The sequence below is a fragment of the Micromonospora sp. NBRC 110037 genome (assembly GCF_001652995.1).
Classification (GTDB): domain Bacteria; phylum Actinomycetota; class Actinomycetes; order Mycobacteriales; family Micromonosporaceae; genus Micromonospora; species Micromonospora chalcea.
The window spans coordinates 38,953-57,912 of record NZ_BBVA01000010.1 but is presented as its reverse complement, the minus strand read 5'-3'; the positions used below and the strand labels follow the sequence as shown (position 1 = coordinate 57,912).

Sequence of the window (18,960 nt, the reverse complement as noted above, 5' to 3'; positions counted from 1 at the left end):
GCTGGCTGCGCCCGCCGCACCGGCAGCTCGCCCTGCTCGACCGCACCCCCGAGCAGTACGCGCTGTCGGTGCTGCTCTCCGCGCTCGTCGGGTTCGCCACCCCGGCGGTCGCCTCGGCGGTGCTCTTCGTCGGCGGGGTGGCGCTGCCGCTGGCCGTGCCGGTGGTGGCCAGCCTGGGTCTGGCGCTCGGCGCCGGACTGCTCGCGCACCGCTCGGTCCTCGCCAACGCCGACGCCGCCCGGGACGAGTTCCGGCAGGCGGTCTGCACCTACCTCGACCTGGTGGCGCTGCAGCTGTCCGCCGCGCACGGCCCGGTGCAGTCGCTGGAACGCGCGGCGGCGGTCTGCGACGGCTGGGTCTTCGACCGGATCCGGGAGGCGCTGCGGCTCGCCCAGCTCCAGATGCACTCGCCCTGGGACGAGTTGCAGGAGCTGGCCGACCGGATCGGCATCCCGGAGCTGGGCGACGTGGGCGCGATCATGCGCTCCTCCGGCAGCGAGGGCGCCCAGGTGCACGAGACGTTGCGGTCCCGTGCCGACTCGCTGCGCGACCAGATCCGTACCGACAACCTGGCCCGGGCCGAGGGGGTCACCAGCAAGTTGGACATCCCCGGCTCGCTGCTGGTGTTCGTCCTGCTCGGCTTCGCCGTCTATCCGTTCCTCGCCCGTCTGTGAACCCCATCGAGAAGGAGACGACCATGCACCTCTACGCCTACCTGTACGTGGCGGTGAGCACCCGCCTCGCCGAGCTGCGCCGGGACTCCGAGCGCGGCGACAGCCCGGTGCCGACCGCGGTGATCATCTTCGGCCTGGTCGCGGTGGCCATGGCGGTCACCGGGCTGGCCCTGGCCAAGGCGAACAACTGGATGAACGCCATCCCGAACAACACGGCGCCGCAGGCCCCGTGATGCCCCGCCCCGCCCGTACGGTCCGGAGCCGGCCGGCGCCCGCCGGTCCGCCCGGTCCGGGGCGGATCGCCGCTGCTCTGCGCGCCCGTCTGGCCGAGGGCGAGCGGGGCGCCAATCCGGTCGAGCTGGCCGTGGTGATGCCGGTGATCCTGGTGATGCTGTTCGGCTCGATCCAGGTCGCCGTCTGGTTCGTGGCCCGGTCCACGGCGCTCAACGCCGCGCAGACCGGTGTGAACGCCCAGCGCACGATCGACGCCGGGCCGGACGCCGGCCGGGAGCGGGCGATCAGCTTCCTGCAGCAGTCCGGGGACTGGCTGGTCGACTGGGAGCAGACCGGCCCGACGTGCGTCGAGAGCGCCACCGCCGTCACCTGCACGGTGCAGGGGCGCTCCCTGTCGGTCATCCCGGGTGTCTCGTTCGCGGTCACGCAGACCGCGCACGGCCCGGCCGAACGCTGGACCACCGGATGAGCGCCGGGCCGCGGCGGGACCGGGGTTCCGTCTCGATCGAGGTGGCGGTGCTCGCGCCCGCCTTCATCGGGCTGATGGTGCTGGCCGGGGTCGCCGGGCGGACCGCGATCGCGGACGAGGCGGTGGAGTCGGCCGCGCACGACGCCGCCCGGGCCGCCTCGCTCGCCCGCAACGCCGACGACGGCGCGGAGGCCGCCGAGGAGGCGGCCCGGAACCAGCTCGGCTGGGCGGGGCTGAACTGCTCCGGTCCACCCCAGCTCGACCTCGCGGGCTCGGTGGCCGGTACGACGACGAGCTTCGCCGCCGCGTACGCGAGCGCCGCAGGCGTGCCGGCGACCGTGACGGTCACTGTGACCTGCACCGTCTCCTTCGACGACCTGAGCGCGCCCGGCCTGCCCGGCGTGCCGGGCGGCAAGACCGTCTCGGCGAGGTTCACCTCGCCGCTGGACACCTACCGGAGTCGCGGATGACCGGGCGGCGCGCGGCGGAGAGCGGCCGGGTGAGTCTCTTCCTGGCCGTGGCGATGACCGGCGTACTGGCGATCATCAGCCTCGCCTACGACGGCGCCGGCCAGCTGCGCACGCTCCAACGCGCGGACAACCTGGCCGCCGAGGCGGCCCGCGCCGGCGGCCAGATGATCGACCGCGCGCGGGCCATCGAGGGCGGCCCGAAGCAGATCGACCAGGTCGCCGCCCGCGCCGCGGTCGCCGCCTACCTCGACGCGGCGGGCGGCGTCCAGGACCACGAGGTCGACTTCCCCGTGGTCGGCGCCGAGACCCAGATCCGGGTGAGCGTGCAGATCACCTACAGCCGGGACCTGCTGAGTCTGTTCGGCGTGCAGAACACCGCCACCGTCACCGGTGAGGCCACCGCTCGGGCGCTCACCGGCCCACCGTAGGAAGGGAAGGCCGCCATGGGCGCACCCCGACGCTCCCCCGTCCGCCGCGCCGGCCAGGTTCTCACCGGCCTCGGCGCCCTCGTCGTGCTCGTCGGCGTGCTGGCCGGCGGGCCGGTCGCGCTGCTGGCGTTCGCCGGCAACCCGCTGCCGGATCACCTGCCCACGTTCGCCGAGATCGGTACGACGTTGACCAGCCGCGACGACGGTCAACTGTTCCTGCGCGCGCTGGCGGTGGTGGGCTGGTTCGGCTGGGCCACGTTCGCGTTCTCCGTCGTGGTGGAGCTGCTCGCGGCTGCGGTACGCCGGCCGGCGCCGAAGCTGCCCGGCATGCACCGCCAGCAGAAGGCCGCAGCCGCGCTCGTCGGTTCGGTCGCGCTGATCCTGGCCGCGAGCCCGGCCGCGGCGAGCGCCGCCGCGCTGACCGCCCCGCAGCCGGCGGTCGCCGCTTCTGCCGTCACCGCGCCGAGCCGGGTCGCGCCGCCGGCCCCGGTCGCGTCGAAGGCGGACGACCCGGCCGTGTACCGGGTGGCGAAGGGCGACTACCTGGGTGAGGTGGCCGACCGCTACCTGGACGACTTCGACAGGTACAAGGAGCTGGCCCGGCTGAACCGGCTCGCCGACCCGGACCGGATCCGCCCCGGCCAGCTCATCACGCTGCCGGACGGCGCGACGGACTCCGGCGCCCGGCGGCACGCCACCGGGCGGCTGGTGGTGACCAAGCCGGCCCAGACCGCACCGGTCAAGCCGGGTGGCGGCGGCGCGTCGTCGAGCGCGCCGCAGGCGAAGCCGAAGCCCACCCCGCGGGACGCGACGCCCACCGTGGAGGCGCCGGTCGGTCAGCCGCCGGCCATGTCGGCGGGTGCGTCCCGGCCCACCGCCGAGGAGGGCATCAACCGTCCGCTCGCCATCTCGGCGGTGCTGGCGGTCGCGAGCATCGTGGGCGCGCAGATCGGCGCGCTGCTGGGGTTGCGCAAGCGGCCGGTGCCCGCCCGCGCGGGTTCCAGCGGGCGGCACCGGCGGGACTGAGTCAGGGCAGCCGGGCCTCGACCCGGCCGGACACCACGCGGGTGGGGAGCACGATCTGGTCGTTCGCGGCCGGGCCGTGCACCACCTCGCCGCCGTTGAGCCGGAACGCGCTGCCGTGCCAGGGGCAGACCACGCAGGCGTGGCCGTCGATCTGCTCCACAGTGCCCTCGCCGAGCGGGCCGCTCTGGTGCGGGCAGCGCTCCAGCATGACCGTGACGTCGTCGCCGTCCCGGTAGAGGATCACCGAGACGTCGTCGATCTTCTTGGTGACCAGTTCGTGCCGGGGCAGGCTGCTCAGGTCGCCGACGCGGTGCCAGCCGTCGCTGATCAGGTGCAGCTCGGAGACGCTCTGGCTGGCCTGGGCGCCCTGCTTGTACGCGAGGTGCCCACCCAGGTACGCGCCACCGCTGGCGGCGGACAGACCGAGGTAGGACAGCGCCCGGCCGAGGCCGTGCCGCCCGTTGAGGCGGGCCGCCAGCGAACCGGCGTACAGCGCCAGGCCGACCGTGTTGGCTGCGGCGTGCACCAGCCCGATCCGGCGCTGGTCGCGGGAGAGCGTGGCCCAGTCGTTGAGCCCCGCGACCGCCGCCGGGAGCGCGCTGACCGTACCGAGACCCACCAGCGCGGTGGCGGCCCGGCGTTGGCCGGGCAGCAGGTCCACCACGGCGGCGGAGATCCAGGCACCGACCGGCACCTGCACCATCGCGGGGTGCAGCGGATGGCCGAGCCACACGCCGTGCAGCGCGTCGCGTACCCGCTGGGAACGCAACGTGCCCTGGACGGCGCGCTGCAACCGGTCACCCACCCGGTCGAGACCGGTGGCCTGTTCGATCTTCGTCAGTAGTTCGCGCACCCGTTCCGACTTCCCGGCAGGAGAGCCCCCAAACCGGACGCCCCGGAATTCCCTCGCACGACCTCCGCGCTGGATATACTCAGGCTGCTGATCGTATATAGGGAGCCGCGATGACCAAGATCCTGGTGGACGTCGACGACGAGGCGCTGGCGGATGCCGCCGAGGCGTTCGGCACGAAGACCAAGAAGGACACGGTGAACGTCGCTCTCCGCGAGGGCGCGGCGAGACTGCGCCGCGCCCGGGCGCTGGCGGACCTGGCCGAGCGCGGGCAGGCCGGTGACTTCGACGAACTGCTCGACAAGGGCGCCTACCGCTCGTGAAGCTGGCCGACTACCTGATCGACACCAGCGCCCTCGTCCGGCTCCTGCGTGATCCCGACGTGCTGGCTCGCTGGGAACAGCAGGTGACAGCGGGTCTGCTCGCCGTGTGCCCGCTGGTCGAGCTGGAATTCCTCTACACCGCCCGGTCGGTCGCCGACCGGACGCGCCTGACCGAGCAGCTCCGGGCCGCCTTCGGCTGGGTGGTCATGCCGGACCGGATCTACGAACGCGCCGCCGAGGTCCAGGGCGAGCTGACCGTGCGGGGGACGCACCGCTCGGCGGGCGCGGTCGACCTGCTCATCGCCGCCACCGCCGAGTACCACGGCCTCTCGCTGCTGCACTACGACCGGGACTTCGACCAGGTCGGCGCCGTCACCGGCCAGCCGATGCGCTGGCTGACCCGACCCGGCTCGATCAAATAGGGCGTAGCCACGGCAGCGCCGTCGCGGGCATGCTGAGCCCATGGGGGTACGCGTCGAGCACGCCGGTGCCGTGACCACTGTGATCCTGGACCGGCCCGAGGCCCGTAACGCCGTGGACGGGCCGACCGCACGAGCGCTCGCCGACGCGTTCCGCGCGTTCGACGCCGACCCGGACGCGGCGGTCGCGGTGCTCTGGGGCGCGGGCGGCACGTTCTGCTCCGGCGCCGATCTGAAGGCCGTCGGCACGCCGCGCGGCAACCGCGTCGAGCCCGAGGGGGACGGACCGATGGGCCCCACCCGGATGCGGCTGTCCAAGCCGGTGATCGCGGCGATCTCCGGGTACGCGGTGGCGGGCGGGCTGGAGCTGGCGCTCTGGTGCGACCTGCGTATCGCCGAGTCGGACGCGACGCTCGGCGTGTTCTGCCGCCGGTGGGGCGTACCGCTGATCGACGGCGGGACGGTCCGGCTGCCCCGGCTGATCGGCGAGAGCCGGGCGATGGACCTGATCCTCACCGGACGCCCGGTCGGCGCCGACGAGGCGTACGCGATGGGTCTGGTCAACCGGCTCGTCGCGCCGGGTGCGGCCCGCGCGGCGGCCGAGGAGCTGGCCGCCGCGATCGCCGGGCATCCGCAGACGTGCCTGCGCAACGACCGGGCGGCGGTGCTGGACGGCGCGGGGCGGCCGGAGCCGGAGGCGATGGCCACCGAGCTGGCCTACGGCATGGAGTCGCTGGCGGTGGACGGGGTACGCGGGGCCGGCCGGTTCGCCGCCGGGGCCGGCCGCCACGGTGCGCCGGCCGGCTGAGGCGTCACTTCAGGGCGCGCAACGCGTCCTCGATGGCCCGGTGGAACGTGGGGTACGCGTAGATCATGTGCCGGAGCTGGCTGATCGGCACCGCCGCGTGCACCGCCACGACGAGCGCGGAGAGCACCTCGCCGCCGGCCGGTCCGGCCGAGGTGGCCCCGATGAGCACGCCCTGGTCGGCGTCGGCGACCAGCTTGATGAACCCGGCGTTGCCGGTCTTGTGGATCCAGCCCCGGGCCGACGAGGTGAGATCGGCGTATCCGACCTGGACGTTGACGCCGCGCTCGCGGGCCTGCTGCTCGGTGAGGCCGACCGCGCCGACCTCGGGGTCGGTGAACGTGACCCGGGGCAGCGCCCGGTAGTCGGCGACCGGGACGCTGCCCGGCGCGACGCTCGACCCGCCCGCGCTCATCGCGCCGCCGACCGAGCTGACCACACCGGCCGCGCCGCCGACCACGCTCGCGGTGCCGCTGGCGTCCGGGCCGCCCTTGGTACGCCGCATGTGGTCGAGGACGTCGGCCACCACGATGCCGGCCTGGTACATGGCGATGTGGGTGAACGCGCCCTCACCGGTGAGGTCACCGACCGCCCAGATCCCGTCGGTGACGTGCATCCGGTCGTTCACCGGCAGGTAGCGCTGCCCGGCGTCCACCCCGACCGTGTCCAGGCCCAACTCCTCCAGGTGCGCCTTGCGGCCGGTCACCACGAGCAGCTTCTCGCCGGTGAACTCGGCGCCGTCGGCGTACACGGTGAACGCGCCGCCGTCGTGGCCGACCCAGCCGGCCTTGACCCCGGTGTGGATCTCCACCCCGTCGGCGCGCAGCGCGTCGGCGGCGAGCGCTGACGCCTCCGGCTCCTCGACGGCGAGCACCCGGTCGGCCGCTTCGATGACCGTCACCCGCACGCCGAACCGGGCGAAGACCTGCGCGAGTTCCAGCCCGATCGCGCCGCCGCCGAGCATCAGCAGCGACGCGGGCAGTTCCTCTACCTCGATGGCCTGGTGATTCGTCCAGTACGGCGTGTCGGCCAGCCCGTCGATCGGCGGGACCGAGGGCCGGGTGCCGGTGCCGAGGACCACGCCGTACCGGGCCGGGAACACCTGGTCGCCGACGCGTACCCGGTTCGGGCCGTCGAGCCGCCCGCTGCCCCGGACGAACCGGCCGCCCTTGCCGGTGAAGCGGTCCACCGCCACCTTGTCGTCCCAGGTGTCGGTGGCCTCGGCGCGGATCCGCTTCGCCACCGGCGCCCAGTCCGGCCGCACCTGGGCGGACCCGGCCAACTCGTTGACCCGGTGCGCCTCGGCCAGCGCGTTCGCCGCCCGGATCATCATCTTGCTCGGCACGCACCCCCAGTAGGGGCACTCGCCGCCGACCAGGTCCCGTTCGATGCCGACCACTGTGAGGCCGGCCTCGGCGAGCCGTCCGGCCACCTCCTCGCCGCCGACGCCGAGCCCGACCACTACTACGTCAACCTGTTCCGGCTCCGCCATTCCGCAAGCATTCCGTACCTTCGGGACACCGGCCACCGCACCGGCCCCGAATTCCCGCGCTCGTCACGAACGCGACCGCCTACCGTGGCCGCATGCACACGCGCTTCACCCCGGTCCGGGACTGCTTCCACGACCTGTTCGTCACCGGCCGGGAGACCGGCGCGTCGCTCGCGGTGTGGCACGACGGCGTACCGGTGATCGAGCTGATGGGCGGCACGGCGGCGGCGGTCCCGCCCAGTGCGGTCGCACCGATGGCAGGGGCGGACCGCGCGTGGCGTCCGGACACGCTCGTGGACGTCTACTCGACCGGCAAGCCGGTGGTGGCGCTCTGTCTGCTGCTGCTCGTCGACCGGGGCCGGGTCGACCTGGACACGCCGGTGTCGGCGTACTGGCCGGAGTTCCGCACCCCGGCGACCGTCCGGCAGGTCCTCGCCCACACCGCCGGGCTGCCCGCCTTCCCGGTGCCCCGCCCCGCCGCGGCCATCGCCGACTGGGGCCTGCTCTGCGCCGACCTGGCGGCGGCCGAGCCGGAGTGGGACCCGGGCGCCGTCGCGGGCGAGCACGCCTGGACGTACGGGCACCTGGTGGGCGAGTTGGTCCGCCGGGTGGACGGGCGGCCGGTGGGCCGGTTCCTGGCCGAGGAGATCGCCGGTCCGTGGCGCCTGGACCTGGCCTTCGGGCTGGGTGAGGCCGACCGGCGGCGGTGCGCCGACCTGTCGTACGCCGATCCGGCCTGGCCGGACGCGATGCGCGGCGAGCCGGGTTCGTTGCGGGCGCGGGCGCTGGACAACCCGCCCGGCGGGCGCGACGTCGCGATGGTGAACAGCGACCTCTGGCGGGCCGCCGAGATCCCGGCGGTGAACCTGCACGCCACCGCCGCCGGGCTCGCCCGGCTGTACGCGGGCCTGCTCGCCAGCGGCACCCTGGACGGGGTACGTCTGTTCAGCCCGGAGCTGGTCGCCGAGGCGACGCGGGTGCAGTATTCCGGGCCGGACCTGCTGCTGGACCGGCCGGTGGACTGGACGCTCGGCATGCAGTGGGAGCCGGACGGCAGCTGGGGCATGGGCGGGATCGGCGGCAGCAGCGCCTGGGCCGACCCGGAGCGGGGCTACACCTTCGCGTACGCGACCGCCCGGCTGGCCGACCACGATCGGGTAGAGGAGCTGGTCGAGGCGCTGCACTCCTGCCTCTGACCGTCGGTCACGTTCTGTAATTCCGGCGCGTCGTCACGCAGCGCATTCGGCCGGCAGTCGCGCCTGGCTTCCCCTTTTCCGACTTTGCTCTGCACCCATTGGCGCAGCACCGAGTTGAGCAGCGGATTTCCGCTAGGTCCGAAATCCGCGAGAGGCCCGCACCGGTCACGTTCCGCAACGGGTGCGGATATGGCTGCAGAGCAAAGTCGGCCGGAGGTGGATGGCGCGGGCTAGAGGTGCAGTCACCCGCAGTAATCGTGGGCGCCGTGCCGCGACCCGCGCGGGCTGTGCGCCAGCGACGTTGGGCTCGTGTGACGTTCGCGCTCGTGCGCGGGCGACGCGCGGCGAGAGGCGAGGGCGTCAGCGGAGCCAGACCGGGTCGGCGCCGGGCACCTCCAGCGGCGGCGGGTAGTCGAGCGTGCGACGCACAGCGTCGGGCAGCCGCCACGGCTGGTGCACCGCCTTGCCCGCCACCGATTCCAGCTCCGGCACCCACCGCCGCACGTACGCGCCGTCGGGGTCGTAGCGCTCGGCCTGCCGTACCGGGTTGAAGCCGCGGTACGGCCGGGTGTCGTTGCCGGTGCCGGCCACCCACTGCCAGTTGCCGGAGTTGTTGACCCGGTCGCCGTCGAGCAACCACCGGAAGAAGACTTCCAGGCCGGGCCGCCAGTCCAGCCCGAGGTGCTTGGTCAGGTAGCCGGTGGTGATCAGGCGGGCCCGGTTGTGCATCCAGCCCTCGGCGCGCATCTGACGCATGCCGGCGTCCACGATCGGCATGCCGGTCCGTCCCTCGGTCCAGGCGTCGAGCGCGTGCTCGTCGTACCGCCAGTCCTCCCGGGCGCCCCGCCGGTAGGCGGCCGTGGACAGGTCCGGGAATCCGGCGACGACCTGGTGGTAGAAGTCGCGCCAGCAGAGCTGCCGGACGAACGGGCCGTCGCGGTCGCCGGCCCGGGTCGCCACCGCCAGCGGGGAGACGCAGCCGAAGCGCAGGTACGGGCTGAGCCGGGAGGTCTCGTCGCCGGCCATGTCGTCGTGGATGTCGTCGTACCGGTCGAGGGTGGGCAGCCAGGCGGTGAGCCGGCGGCGGGCGGCGTTCTCCCCGCCCACGGCGGCGGCCGGGCTGTCGCCCTTCGGCGGGTCGGGCGGGCGGCCCGGGTCGACGCCGTCGGGCAGCCGGACCCGCTTCGGCGCGGCCAGTTCGTCCCGCAGGCGCACGCCCTGCCAGGCGCGGAAGTAGGGGCTGAACACGCGGTAGTGGTCGCCGCCGCTCGGGCGCAGCGCGCCCGGCTCGACGATCGTCAGGCCGGGGAACAACCGCAGGAACATGCGGTGCCGGTCGCACTCGGCGCGCAGGCGGCGTTCCCGGCGGCGGGCGTAGTGGCTGACGTCGGCGGAGAGCCCGACGCCCTCGGCGCCCACCTTCCGGGCCAGCTTCACCGTCTCGGCCACCGGGTCGCCGCGCCTGATCACCAGGTCGCCGCCGCGCTTGCGCAGCGCCTCGCGCAGGTCGGCCAGGCTCTGGTGCAGGAAGCGGGTGCGGTTCGGCGAGAGCTGCTGCAACTCCGGGTCGAGCACGTAGAGCGGCACCACCCGCTCGAACGCGGAACAGGCGGCCGCCAGCGCCGGGTGGTCGTGCACCCGCAGGTCGCGGGTGAACAGCACGACCGCCGTCCGGCCGGTCATCCGGCCAGGGCCGGTTCCAGCGCCGGGCCGGGCACCTGAACCGGCGTGCCGGGCGGGGTGAGCAGCGCCCGCGCGGCCACCGCCATCCGGCGCCGCTGCGGCACCAGGGCCCGGCGGACGAAGACGTCGTAGTCCTGCGCGGCGACCTCGTCCAGGATGCCGCCGTAGAGCGCGTACGCGGTGCGCATGCACGCCTGCGAGGCGGGGTTGAGCAGCGGGATGCCCGGCGCGGCGGCGAGGTAGTGGGCCTGCGCGCGGGTCACCTCGTACTCGATCAGCTCGCGGATGCGCGGCGTGGTGCGACCGGCGGCCTTGGCCGCGACGAGGTCGGCGCGGGTGACGTCGAACTTGGCCAGATCCTCGTCGGGCAGGTAGGTCCGGCCCCGGTCGAGGTCCTCGGCGACGTCCCGGATGAAGTTGGTGAGCTGGAAGGCGAAGCCGAGCTGGCGGGCGGGCTCCCGGGCGGCGGCCGGGTCGGAGCTGCCCAGGATCGGCAGCATCATGGTGCCGATGACGGCGGCCGAGCCCTCCATGTAGTCGAGCAGGTCGTCGTAGGTCGGGTACGACATCACCGTCAGGTCCATCGCCATGCTGCGCAGGAACGACGCGAAGTCGTCGCAGTCCAGGTCGAACACGGCGATGGTGTGCAGCACGGCGGGGAGCAGCGGGTCGTCGACCGACGCGCCGTGCAGCCCGGCCACGAATCGATCCGACCACTCGCGCAGCCGGGCCGCGCGCTCGGCGGGCGGCAGGTCCTCGGTGCGGTCGACGATCTCGTCCGCGTAGCGGGTGAATCCGTACAAGGCGTGCACATGTCGCCGTTTCCAGGCGGGGAGCAGCCGGGTGGCGAGATAGTAGGTACGGCCGTGACGCCGGTGCAGCTCGCGGCAGCGGTCATAGGCGGCGGCCAGATCCACGTCCATCGGCCCTCCTCAGTTTCGACGCAGCAATCGACGCAACTCGTAACCCTAGGGTACGCTCGCCCACATGGCCAACGACGCAGTTGCGGGTAATGCGCTCCGCGTCGCGCCGGCTCAGGCCGGGGCGACGGACGATCCGGTCCGCGGCGTACTGGCCGCGTTCACGAAAGACCTGATCAAAGGGGTCGATAAGACGCTGGTGGCGTTCCTGGCCGCGGAAGTCGATTCGCTGACCGAGATCGACGCAGCGATGGGTGCATTCGCCGCAACCGCGCGCGACTGCGTGCTGGCCGGCGGCAAACGGGTCCGGCCCACGTTCGCGTACTGGGGATGGCGGGGCGCTGTCGGCGGGGAGGAACCGATGTGTTCGGTGCTCCCGGCCCTGTCCGCCCTCGAACTGCTGCACACGTTCGCGCTCGTGCACGACGACGTGATGGACGCTTCCGACACCCGGCGCGGGCTGCCGACCGCGCACCGGGCCGCCGCCGCCCGGCACCGCGCCGCCGGGCACGCGGGCGACCCCGACCGGTACGGCGAAGCGGTCGCCGTACTCATCGGCGACCTCTGCATGGTGTGGGCCGACCGGCTCCTGGGCCACGCGGCGGTCCCCGCCGAGCGGCTGCTCGACGTGCGCCGCTGCTACGACCAGATGCGGGTGGAGACGGTCGCCGGGCAGTTCCTGGACGTGCTCGGCGAGAACGACGCGGGGAACTGGACAGTCGACCGGGCGCTACGGGTGGCCCGGTACAAGACCGCCAGCTACACCGTCCAGCGGCCGCTGCTCTTCGGCGCCTGCCTGGCCGGCACCGACCCGGACGACCCGCTCATCGCCGCGTACACCCGGTACGGGCTGGCCGTCGGCGAGGCGTTCCAGCTCCGCGACGACCTGCTCGGCGTCTACGGCGACCCGGAGACCACCGGCAAGCCGGCCGGGGACGACCTGCGTACCGGCAAGCCGACCGCCCTGCTGATGCTGGCCCGGCAGCTCGCCGACCCGGCGCAGCGCCGGGCGCTGGACCGGGCCGGCTCGGTCACCACGGCACGCGACGTGGACCGGCTGGCCGACGTGGTCCGCGACACCGGCGCCACCGCCCGGGTGGAACGGATGATCGCCGACCGGGTCACCGAGGCGCTCGCCGCGCTCGGCACCGCACCGATCGACGAGACCGCGCGCACCGCGCTGACGGGTCTCGCCACCGCCGCCACCGCACGGCGGGCATGATGAGCAACTTCGCGAGCAAGGGGGCCGGAATGCGTACCGTCAAGGGACGGACCGACCGGGTGGTGGTGGTCGGCGCCGGGCTGGGTGGGCTGGCGTGCGCGCTGCACCTGGCCGGCAGCGGCCGGCAGGTGACGGTGCTGGAGCGCGAGCCGGTGCCCGGCGGGCGCGCCGGGCGGCTCAGCGTCGACGGGTACGAGTTCGACACCGGCCCGACCGTCCTCACCATGCCCGACCTGATCGCCGAGGCGCTCGGCGCGGTCGGCGAGGAGCTGACCGACTGGCTCGACCTGAGCCCGCTCGACCCGGCGTACCGCGCCTACTACCCGGACGGGTCGACGCTCGACGTCATCACCGACACCACCCGGATGGCGGCCGAGATCGCGCGTGTCTGCGGTCCCCGGGAGGCGGACGGCTACCTGCGTTTCGTCGACTACGCCCGCAACCTGTGGCAGTGGGAACGGGCCGACTTCATCGAGCGCAACCTCGACGCGCCGACCGACCTGCTCACCGGCAACCTGCTGAAGTTGTTCGCCAACGGCGCCTTCCGGCGGCTCCAGACGAAGATCAACCAGTTCTTCCGCGACCCGCGTACCCAGCGGATCTTCTCCTTCCAGGCCATGTACGCGGGCCTGTCGCCGCACGACGCGCTGGCGATCTACGCGGTCATCGCGTACCTCGACTCGGTGGCCGGTGTCTGCTTCCCGCGCGGCGGCATCCACGCGGTCTCCCGCGGGATGGCCGGCGCGGCCGAGAAGCACGGCGTGCAGTTCCGGTACGGCACCACGGTGACCCGGGTGGAGACCGCCAACGGCCGCGCCACCGGCGTGATCACCTCCGACGGCGACTTCGTCCCCGCCGACACGGTGGTGCTCAACCCCGACCTGCCGGTCGCCTACGAGGACCTGCTGCCGCCCAGCCGGCAACGCAAGCTCACCTACTCGCCGTCCTGCGTGGTGCTGCACATCGGTTCGACGCAGGGCTATGGCAAGATCGCCCACCACAACATCCACTTCGGGCGCTCCTGGAAGGGGACGTTCGACGAGGTGATCCGCCGAGGCGAGCTGATGACCGACCCGTCGCTGCTGGTGACGAACCCGAGCCGCACCGACCCGTCGGTGGCGCCGGCCGGGAAGCACACCTACTACGTGCTGGCGCCGGTGCCGAACCTGGAGCGGGCGCCGCTCGACTGGACGGGCGACCTCACCCAGCGGTACGCCGACCAGCTCGTAGGCACGCTGGAGGAACGCGGATACGTCGGCTTCGGCGACGGCATCGAGGTGATGCGGGCCGTCACCCCGGCCGACTGGGCGGCACAGGGCATGGCCGCCGGCACGCCGTTCGCCGCCGCGCACAGACTCTTCCAGACCGGGCCGTTCCGCCCCTCCAACCTGCACCGGAAGCTGGACAACGTGGTCTTCGTCGGCTCCGGCACGCAGCCGGGCGTGGGGGTACCGATGGTGCTGATCAGCGGCAAGCTCGCGGCGGCCCGGATCACCGGGGCGACGGCATGAGCGAGCGGGAGGAACACCTGGTCGAGCTGGTCGGCGACGACGGGCAGGTGCTCGGCGAGACCACCGTGGCGACCGCCCACCAGCCACCCGGCCGGCTGCACCGGGCCTTCTCGGTGCTCCTGGTCGACCCGCAGGGGCGGGTGCTGCTGCAGCAGCGGGCCGCGGTGAAGACGCGGTTCCCGCTGCGCTGGGCGAACTCCTGCTGCGGGCACCCGCTGCCGGGCCAGTCGCTGACCGAGGCCGCCAACCGGCGGCTCGGCGAGGAACTCGGCGTCGGCCCGGTCGAGCTCACCGAGGTGGGCGTCTACATCTACTACGCCGAGGACCCGGCGACCGGCCGCGTCGAGTTCGAGTACGACCACGTGCTGCGCGCCGACGTACCCGCCGACCTGGTGACGCGGCCCGATCCGGACGAGGTGGCCGAGCTGCGCTGGGCCGACCCCGGCGCGGTGGTGGCCGACCTGGACGCCGACCCCCGCGCGTACGCCCCGTGGCTGGGCGGCGTGGTCAACCGGCTGCTGCATCCGGCGGGCCCGGCCCGGCCGGGCGTCGCGGCCTCCGAGGCACCGGAGCGGTCGGGTGGCCGATGAGGCGCTGAGCGCGGGGGCCGTGGCACGCCGGTTGGGTGTGGCGGTCACCACGCTGCGCACCTGGCACCAGCGGTACGGCCTCGGTCCCAGCGAGCACGTGCCGGGCCACCACCGGCGCTACACGCCCGCCGACCTCGCCCGCCTGGAGATCATGCGCCGGCTGACCACCGAGGGGGTGGCGCCCGCCGAGGCGGCCCGCTGGGCCCGGCAGGCCCCGGCCGTGCCGCCGCCGGACCGGCTCGCGCTCAAGGCACGGACCTCGGCGGTACGCGACGGCGGCGGCACGACCATCCCGGTCGGCCGGGCCGGCCCCGCCGCACGGGGGCTGGCCCGTGCCGCGATGCGCCTGGATTCGGTGACCATCGCGCGGACCATCGCCGAGGCGCTCGCCGCCGACGGGGTGGTGGCGACCTGGGAGGGGCTGCTCCGGCCGGTGCTCACCGGGATCGGGGAACGGCACGCCGCCACCGCCGGCCTGATCGAGGTGGAACACCTGATGTCCCGGTGCGTCTCGGTGGCGTTCGCCACGGTGATCCGGGCCCACCCGAACGGCGGACCGCCCCGGATCCTGCTCTCCTGCGCCGACGAGGAACAGCACTCGTTGCCGCTGGAGGCGCTCGCCGCCGCGCTCGCGGAGGCCGGTGTGAGCTGTCGCATGCTCGGCGCCCGGGTGCCGTTGCCCGCCCTGGTGGAGGCGGTCAACCGGACCGGGCCGGCGGCCGTGGTCCTCTGGTCGCACACCCGCGCGACCGCCGACCCGTGCCAGCTCACCGCGCTGCTGACCGTCCCCCGCCGGCCGCTGCTGGTGCTCGCCGCCGGGCCCGGCTGGCGGGCCGACTCGCTGCCGGCCGGGGTGGTCCGGCCGGTGGATCTGGCCGAGGCGCTCTCCCTCGCCCTGGCGGTACGGGACTCGCTGGACCAGTCGACGAAGGGCTGACGGCCCTTTTCGCTCCGGGGCGCGTCCACTACGGTCGGAAAGTCCGTCTGACCCCGACCCCTCCGGGAGCGACGAATGCGTCCACGCGCCCTGCCGGCGCTCGCCCTGGGCCTGGTGCTCCTCGTCACCGCCTGCGGCGAAGCCGGCAAGTCACCCGATCAGGCGGCGGCCTCGCCGTCGGTCTCGGCGTCGCCGTCGCCCGTGACGAAGCCCTCACCGACCCCGACCGCCACCCCCAGGAAGCCGAAGCTGCGCCCGGTGCCCAAGAAGCTCCCGGCGGGCCTGCACCGGGCCAGCGGGAGCAGCGGGGTGGCGCTCACCTTCGACGACGGACCGGATCCCCGCTACACCCCGCAGATCCTGGCCCAGCTCCGGGCGGCCCGGGTCACCGCGACGTTCTGCGTGGTCGGCCAGCAGGCCAAGCGCTACCCGGAGCTGGTGGCCCGGATCGTCCGCGAGGGTCACCAGCTCTGCAACCACAGCTGGCACCACGACGTGAACCTCGGCCGGCGGTCGGCCACCGAGATCCGGGCCGACCTGGAACGGACCAACGACGCCATCCGCGCCGCCGCGCCCAAGGCGCCGATCACCTGGTTCCGCCAGCCCGGCGGCCGGTGGACCGCCGAGGAGATCGTGGTGGCCCGGCAGATGGGCCTGCGCCCGCTGCACTGGAGCGTGGACCCGCAGGACTGGGACCACCCGCCGGCGAAGACGATCATCAAGCGGGTGAAGGGCGCCACCCGGAACGGCTCGATCGTGCTGATGCACGACGCGGGCGGTGACCGGGCCCAGACGATGGCCGCGTGCCGGCACCTGATCCCGGACCTGAAGCGGCGGTACGGCATCGCGCGACTACCCTGACCTGCGGTTTTGCCCGGCGTCGCGGCCATGCCCATACCGGTTTGGCCGTCCGTGCAGACATGACATATGCTTCTCCTGCCTCCGGCGGGGCCGGATGGGAGCAAGTCCGCTTGAAGTTGCGAGTGTGCAATGATGGCGGGGCCGCCCTCATCGTCTAGCGGCCCAGGACGCCGCCCTTTCAAGGCGGTAGCACGGGTTCGAATCCCGTTGGGGGCACGGTCCGGCTCGCGCCGGATGCAACACCAGCCAGGTCCTGTGGAGCAGTTGGAGTGCTCGCCGCCCTGTCAAGGCGGAGGTCGCGGGTTCAAGTCCCGTCAGGACCGCAAGCGCTGACGCCGCGCAGCTCAATGCGCGGCGTTCTGCGTATCGGCTCGTGCGGTAGCATGTGCCGAGCACCACGGCCAGGTAGCTCAGTTGGTACGAGCGTCCGACTGAAAATCGGAAGGTCGGCGGTTCGACCCCGCCCCTGGCCACATAGCCTTTCGCCGGGCTACAGGAACGCCGACCAGCGGATACGCAGGTCGGCGTTCTGCTTTTCAGCCCAGATGGGCCGCCTCCGCCCGCAGATGCTCGAGAAAGTGCGTGACCGCCGGCGGCGGCGTCCTGCCCCGCACGGTCGCCGCGAATATCTGCCGTACCGACTCGTCGTCCGGGTGCAGGCGGAGCAGTGCGATGTCCGGCGGGGTTCCGCGTACCGCCAGGGCCGGAACCAGGGCCACCCCCAACCCGGCGGCGACGCATCCCAGCTTGCCGGTCCACTCGGCCGCGACGATGTCGATGCGCGGCGAGAAACCGCTGGGCAGGCTTGCGCGGAGCAGGCTGTTCTCCGCGGTGGCCGAGCCCACGACGAACGCTTCCGGGGCGAGGTCCGCCAGGCGCACCGAGCGGCGGCGCGCCAGCCGGTGGTCACGCGCGACCGCGACCAGGAGCCGCTCGTCGAGCAGGTGTCGCAGGTCGAATCGTTCGCGGTCCAGCTCGCCCGTGGGCGAGGTGCTGACCACTGCCACATCCGCCTCCTCGGCGAGCAGGCGCTCCAGCAGCCGCGGCGTCACGCCCTCGACCAGCGAAAGCGAGACCTCCGGGTAGGCCGAGCGGAACGACGCCATCGCCCGGGGTACGAGGGCCGCGACAGCGGTCGGGAAGGCGCCCACACGCAGCCGCCCTCGGCCGAGCCCACGCAGGTCGTCGAGGTCACGCCGGGCCGCGGCGAGCCGGTCGAGGACCGCCTCGGCGTGCGGGAGCAGCTCTCGTCCCTCCTCGGTGAGGGCGACGCCGCGGGGCAGCCGGTCGAAGAGCCGGGCGCCGATGTCGGCCTCGAGCGCGGCTATCTGCCGGGAGACAGCCGACTGGGTGAAGCTGAGGGCGCGCGCGGCGGTGGTGACCGAGCCGTGCCGCGCGACGGTGCGGAACACCTCCAGCAGCTGAGTCTCCATGGGCAGGCATGGTAATCACGCATGGCAGGCATGCAAGACATTCGTTTGTCGCATTGCTTTCACCGGCCTAGCGTTACCGCGTGAAGATCATCGCGGTCCTCGGGACCGGGCACATGGGTACGCCGATCGCGCGCCGCCTCCTGGCCGGCGGCAACCGGGTCAGAGTGTGGAACCGCAGCCCGGAGCGTTCGGAGCCGCTCGCGGCGGTCGGCGCGACGGTGGCCGCGAGCCCGTCCGCCGCGGTCGACGGAGTCGAGGTCGTCGTCGTCATGCTCGCCGACGCCGGCGCGGTCGAGACGGTGCTGTTCGGGCCGGACGGCGCCGCCACCGCGCTCCGACCCGGGACGGTCGTGGTGCAGATGTCGACGATCGGGCCGGACGAAGTCCGAGCGGTGGCCGGCCGGCTTCCGGCGGGCGTCTACCTCCTCGACGCCCCCGTCGGCGGCAGCGTCAACGCCGCCCGGGCCGGCACGCTGGTGATCTTCGCGGGCGGCCCTGCCGATGCCGTGGAGAGGGCGGCTCCGGTGCTGGGGCAGCTCGGGACGGTCCGTCACTGCGGTCCGATCGGCGCAGGTGCCGCCGTCAAACTCGTCGCGAACACGGGCCTGGTGACGGCTGTCGCCGCGCTGCACGACGCGCTGGCTGTCGCCGCAGCGCTCGGTGTCGACAGGCAGACCGCCCTCGACGTGCTCGACCGTGGGGCCCTCGGCGGCGCGGTCGGACGGGCCACAGCCTCGGGCGCCTCGTTCGCAGTCACGATGGCGGCGAAGGATGCCCGGCTGGCGCTGCGCCGCCCGGTGCCGGCCCCCGTGCTGGAGGCCGCCCTCGACCTGATGCGGGCCGCGCCGGACCAGGACGCCGATCTCTCCTCCCTCGTCTCCCCCGACTTCTGCGAAGGGACGCCGATGCGCCTCACCCTGGACAACCCCGAATCCGTCGCGGCCCCGTTCGGCGACCGCTTCGCGCACGTCGCCCGGATCGATGTCGGCGGCGGCGCGCTGCTGATGCTCGCCGGACAGGTCGCCGTTGACGACGACGGCGAGGTGGTGGCCCCCGGAGACGCCGGCGCCCAGGCCGAACGGATCTTCGAGATCGTGGGCGGCGTGCTCGCGGCGCACGGCGCGAGCTTCGACGACGTGCTGCACGTCCGCACGTTCATGACGGACCTGGCTGACCTGTCGGCGTACGCGGCCGTCCGGCGACGGCTCTTCCCTGGCACACCGCCGCCGGCGAGCACGACTGTCGAGGTCAGCAGGCTCTTCCTGCCGGGCGCTGTGCTCGAGGTCGAGGTCACGGCCGTGGTCCGGTCCCGCTAGGTGTCGCGACGATTGCGCTTCCCGGTCGGTTGGCCGTATCCACGGCCGGCACAGGTCGCCACCCTGAGTACCTAACGGGTGTACGGTCCCCGGCAACGGCGGCG

21 protein-coding genes and 3 tRNA genes are annotated in these 18,960 nt (G+C 73.7%); 19 read left to right on the top strand and 5 right to left on the bottom strand.

The genetic code is table 11. From position 1 onward, the window contains the following. The 6 genes from A4R25_RS25610 to A4R25_RS25585 form a co-directional block, all read left to right on the top strand. On the top strand, positions 1–674 hold a 674-nt coding region (locus A4R25_RS25610; RefSeq protein WP_064448359.1), incomplete at its 5' end, for a type II secretion system F family protein. A 23-nt stretch (positions 675–697) separates the two neighbouring features. Further along, positions 698–907, top strand: a complete 210-nt coding sequence (locus tag A4R25_RS25605) for a hypothetical protein (protein WP_013283462.1) — start codon at positions 698–700, stop codon at positions 905–907. After that, a complete protein-coding gene (locus A4R25_RS25600; RefSeq protein WP_064448467.1) occupies positions 907–1,377 on the top strand; it encodes a TadE family protein in 471 nt (156 codons plus the stop codon). The genes A4R25_RS25605 and A4R25_RS25600 overlap by 1 nt, the downstream gene beginning before the upstream one ends. Next, on the top strand, positions 1,374–1,847 hold the full coding sequence (locus tag A4R25_RS25595; protein ID WP_043327510.1) for a TadE/TadG family type IV pilus assembly protein: 474 nt from the start codon (positions 1,374–1,376) through the stop codon (positions 1,845–1,847). The genes A4R25_RS25600 and A4R25_RS25595 overlap by 4 nt, the downstream gene beginning before the upstream one ends. Beyond that, the gene (locus A4R25_RS25590; RefSeq protein ID WP_064448358.1) at positions 1,844–2,275 is read left to right on the top strand and encodes a hypothetical protein; all 432 of its coding nucleotides are present in this window, start codon (positions 1,844–1,846) and stop codon (positions 2,273–2,275) included. Before A4R25_RS25595 ends, A4R25_RS25590 begins: the two co-directional genes overlap by 4 nt. Positions 2,276–2,290: 15 nt before the next feature. Further along, positions 2,291–3,301 (top strand): LysM peptidoglycan-binding domain-containing protein, encoded by a 1,011-nt coding sequence (locus tag A4R25_RS25585; protein WP_064448357.1) that lies wholly within the window; start codon positions 2,291–2,293, stop codon positions 3,299–3,301. Position 3,302: 1 nt separating this feature from the next. On the opposite strand, the gene A4R25_RS25580 is transcribed toward A4R25_RS25585, so the two are convergent. Further along, positions 3,303–4,154, bottom strand: coding sequence for a Rieske 2Fe-2S domain-containing protein (locus tag A4R25_RS25580; RefSeq protein WP_064448356.1), 852 nt, complete (start codon positions 4,152–4,154; stop codon positions 3,303–3,305). 110 nt (positions 4,155–4,264) lie between these two features. On the opposite strand from A4R25_RS25580, the gene A4R25_RS25575 reads away from it, so the two are divergent. From A4R25_RS25575 to A4R25_RS25565, 3 genes are read left to right on the top strand one after another with little or no spacing between them, the layout of a single operon-like run. After that, positions 4,265–4,474, top strand: a complete 210-nt coding sequence (locus A4R25_RS25575; RefSeq protein WP_064448355.1) for a type II toxin-antitoxin system VapB family antitoxin — start codon at positions 4,265–4,267, stop codon at positions 4,472–4,474. After that, positions 4,471–4,896: a PIN domain nuclease gene (locus A4R25_RS25570; RefSeq protein ID WP_064448354.1), complete on the top strand. Its 426-nt coding sequence runs from the start codon at positions 4,471–4,473 to the stop codon at positions 4,894–4,896. The genes A4R25_RS25575 and A4R25_RS25570 overlap by 4 nt, the downstream gene beginning before the upstream one ends. Positions 4,897–4,936: 40 nt before the next feature. Next, positions 4,937–5,701 carry a crotonase/enoyl-CoA hydratase family protein gene (locus tag A4R25_RS25565; protein ID WP_064448353.1) on the top strand — a complete coding sequence of 255 codons (765 nt, stop codon included), beginning with the start codon at positions 4,937–4,939 and terminating at the stop codon, positions 5,699–5,701. A gap of 4 nt (positions 5,702–5,705) precedes the next feature. On the opposite strand, the gene A4R25_RS25560 is transcribed toward A4R25_RS25565, so the two are convergent. After that, a complete protein-coding gene (locus A4R25_RS25560) occupies positions 5,706–7,190 on the bottom strand; it encodes an NAD(P)/FAD-dependent oxidoreductase (RefSeq protein WP_064448352.1) in 1,485 nt (494 codons plus the stop codon). Between the two features lie 92 nt (positions 7,191–7,282). On the opposite strand from A4R25_RS25560, the gene A4R25_RS25555 reads away from it, so the two are divergent. After that, positions 7,283–8,383 (top strand): serine hydrolase, encoded by a 1,101-nt coding sequence (locus A4R25_RS25555; RefSeq protein WP_064448351.1) that lies wholly within the window; start codon positions 7,283–7,285, stop codon positions 8,381–8,383. A 360-nt stretch (positions 8,384–8,743) separates the two neighbouring features. On the opposite strand, the gene A4R25_RS25550 is transcribed toward A4R25_RS25555, so the two are convergent. Both A4R25_RS25550 and A4R25_RS25545 read right to left on the bottom strand, forming a co-directional pair. After that, complete coding sequence (locus A4R25_RS25550) at positions 8,744–10,066, bottom strand: deoxyribodipyrimidine photo-lyase (RefSeq protein ID WP_064448350.1); 1,323 nt, start codon at positions 10,064–10,066, stop codon at positions 8,744–8,746. After that, complete coding sequence (locus tag A4R25_RS25545) at positions 10,063–10,989, bottom strand: phytoene/squalene synthase family protein (RefSeq protein WP_064448349.1); 927 nt, start codon at positions 10,987–10,989, stop codon at positions 10,063–10,065. The genes A4R25_RS25550 and A4R25_RS25545 overlap by 4 nt, the downstream gene beginning before the upstream one ends. Before the next feature lie 64 nt (positions 10,990–11,053). On the opposite strand from A4R25_RS25545, the gene A4R25_RS25540 reads away from it, so the two are divergent. The 8 genes from A4R25_RS25540 (at position 11,054) to A4R25_RS25505 (ending at position 16,580) form a co-directional block, all read left to right on the top strand. After that, entirely contained in the window at positions 11,054–12,208 is a 1,155-nt protein-coding gene (locus tag A4R25_RS25540; RefSeq protein WP_064448348.1) for a polyprenyl synthetase family protein, read from the top strand. 29 nt (positions 12,209–12,237) lie between these two features. After that, complete coding sequence (gene crtI / locus A4R25_RS25535; RefSeq protein ID WP_197494969.1) at positions 12,238–13,719, top strand: phytoene desaturase family protein; 1,482 nt, start codon at positions 12,238–12,240, stop codon at positions 13,717–13,719. Next, a complete protein-coding gene (gene idi, locus A4R25_RS25530; protein WP_043327521.1) occupies positions 13,716–14,309 on the top strand; it encodes an isopentenyl-diphosphate Delta-isomerase in 594 nt (197 codons plus the stop codon). The genes crtI and idi overlap by 4 nt, the downstream gene beginning before the upstream one ends. Then, entirely contained in the window at positions 14,299–15,246 is a 948-nt protein-coding gene (locus A4R25_RS25525; RefSeq protein ID WP_064448346.1) for a MerR family transcriptional regulator, read from the top strand. The genes idi and A4R25_RS25525 overlap by 11 nt, the downstream gene beginning before the upstream one ends. A 75-nt stretch (positions 15,247–15,321) precedes the next feature. Next, on the top strand, positions 15,322–16,107 hold the full coding sequence (locus A4R25_RS25520) for a polysaccharide deacetylase family protein (protein ID WP_043327523.1): 786 nt from the start codon (positions 15,322–15,324) through the stop codon (positions 16,105–16,107). A 143-nt stretch (positions 16,108–16,250) separates the two neighbouring features. Next, positions 16,251–16,323: transfer RNA gene (locus A4R25_RS25515), tRNA-Glu, on the top strand. A 33-nt stretch (positions 16,324–16,356) separates the two neighbouring features. Continuing rightward, positions 16,357–16,430: transfer RNA gene (locus A4R25_RS25510), tRNA-Asp, on the top strand. 76 nt (positions 16,431–16,506) lie between these two features. Further along, positions 16,507–16,580 (top strand) — tRNA-Phe (locus A4R25_RS25505). Between the two features lie 63 nt (positions 16,581–16,643). On the opposite strand, the gene A4R25_RS25500 is transcribed toward A4R25_RS25505, so the two are convergent. Beyond that, positions 16,644–17,540, bottom strand: a complete 897-nt coding sequence (locus A4R25_RS25500; protein WP_064448345.1) for a LysR family transcriptional regulator — start codon at positions 17,538–17,540, stop codon at positions 16,644–16,646. Between the two features lie 80 nt (positions 17,541–17,620). On the opposite strand from A4R25_RS25500, the gene A4R25_RS31590 reads away from it, so the two are divergent. Next, entirely contained in the window at positions 17,621–18,856 is a 1,236-nt protein-coding gene (locus A4R25_RS31590; protein ID WP_197494968.1) for an NAD(P)-binding domain-containing protein, read from the top strand. Positions 18,857–18,960: the final 104 nt, after the last annotated feature.

What these genes read in the sequence shown, in the direction of transcription:
- A4R25_RS25600 (WP_064448467.1), top strand. Translation starts at nt 907, where the DNA reads ATGCCCCGCCCCGCCCGTACGGTCCGGAGCCGGCCGGCGCCCGCCGGT.
- A4R25_RS25555 (WP_064448351.1), top strand. Translation starts at nt 7,283, where the DNA reads ATGCACACGCGCTTCACCCCGGTCCGGGACTGCTTCCACGACCTGTTC.
- A4R25_RS25500 (WP_064448345.1), bottom strand. Translation starts at nt 17,540, where the DNA reads ATGGAGACTCAGCTGCTGGAGGTGTTCCGCACCGTCGCGCGGCACGGC.
- A4R25_RS25550 (WP_064448350.1), bottom strand. Translation starts at nt 10,066, where the DNA reads ATGACCGGCCGGACGGCGGTCGTGCTGTTCACCCGCGACCTGCGGGTG.
- idi (WP_043327521.1), top strand. Translation starts at nt 13,716, where the DNA reads ATGAGCGAGCGGGAGGAACACCTGGTCGAGCTGGTCGGCGACGACGGG.
- A4R25_RS25520 (WP_043327523.1), top strand. Translation starts at nt 15,322, where the DNA reads ATGCGTCCACGCGCCCTGCCGGCGCTCGCCCTGGGCCTGGTGCTCCTC.
- A4R25_RS25565 (WP_064448353.1), top strand. Translation starts at nt 4,937, where the DNA reads ATGGGGGTACGCGTCGAGCACGCCGGTGCCGTGACCACTGTGATCCTG.
- A4R25_RS25545 (WP_064448349.1), bottom strand. Translation starts at nt 10,989, where the DNA reads ATGGACGTGGATCTGGCCGCCGCCTATGACCGCTGCCGCGAGCTGCAC.
- A4R25_RS25605 (WP_013283462.1), top strand. Translation starts at nt 698, where the DNA reads ATGCACCTCTACGCCTACCTGTACGTGGCGGTGAGCACCCGCCTCGCC.
- A4R25_RS25595 (WP_043327510.1), top strand. Translation starts at nt 1,374, where the DNA reads ATGAGCGCCGGGCCGCGGCGGGACCGGGGTTCCGTCTCGATCGAGGTG.
- A4R25_RS25540 (WP_064448348.1), top strand. Translation starts at nt 11,054, where the DNA reads ATGGCCAACGACGCAGTTGCGGGTAATGCGCTCCGCGTCGCGCCGGCT.
- A4R25_RS25585 (WP_064448357.1), top strand. Translation starts at nt 2,291, where the DNA reads ATGGGCGCACCCCGACGCTCCCCCGTCCGCCGCGCCGGCCAGGTTCTC.
- A4R25_RS25590 (WP_064448358.1), top strand. Translation starts at nt 1,844, where the DNA reads ATGACCGGGCGGCGCGCGGCGGAGAGCGGCCGGGTGAGTCTCTTCCTG.
- A4R25_RS25575 (WP_064448355.1), top strand. Translation starts at nt 4,265, where the DNA reads ATGACCAAGATCCTGGTGGACGTCGACGACGAGGCGCTGGCGGATGCC.
- A4R25_RS25560 (WP_064448352.1), bottom strand. Translation starts at nt 7,190, where the DNA reads ATGGCGGAGCCGGAACAGGTTGACGTAGTAGTGGTCGGGCTCGGCGTC.
- crtI (WP_197494969.1), top strand. Translation starts at nt 12,238, where the DNA reads ATGCGTACCGTCAAGGGACGGACCGACCGGGTGGTGGTGGTCGGCGCC.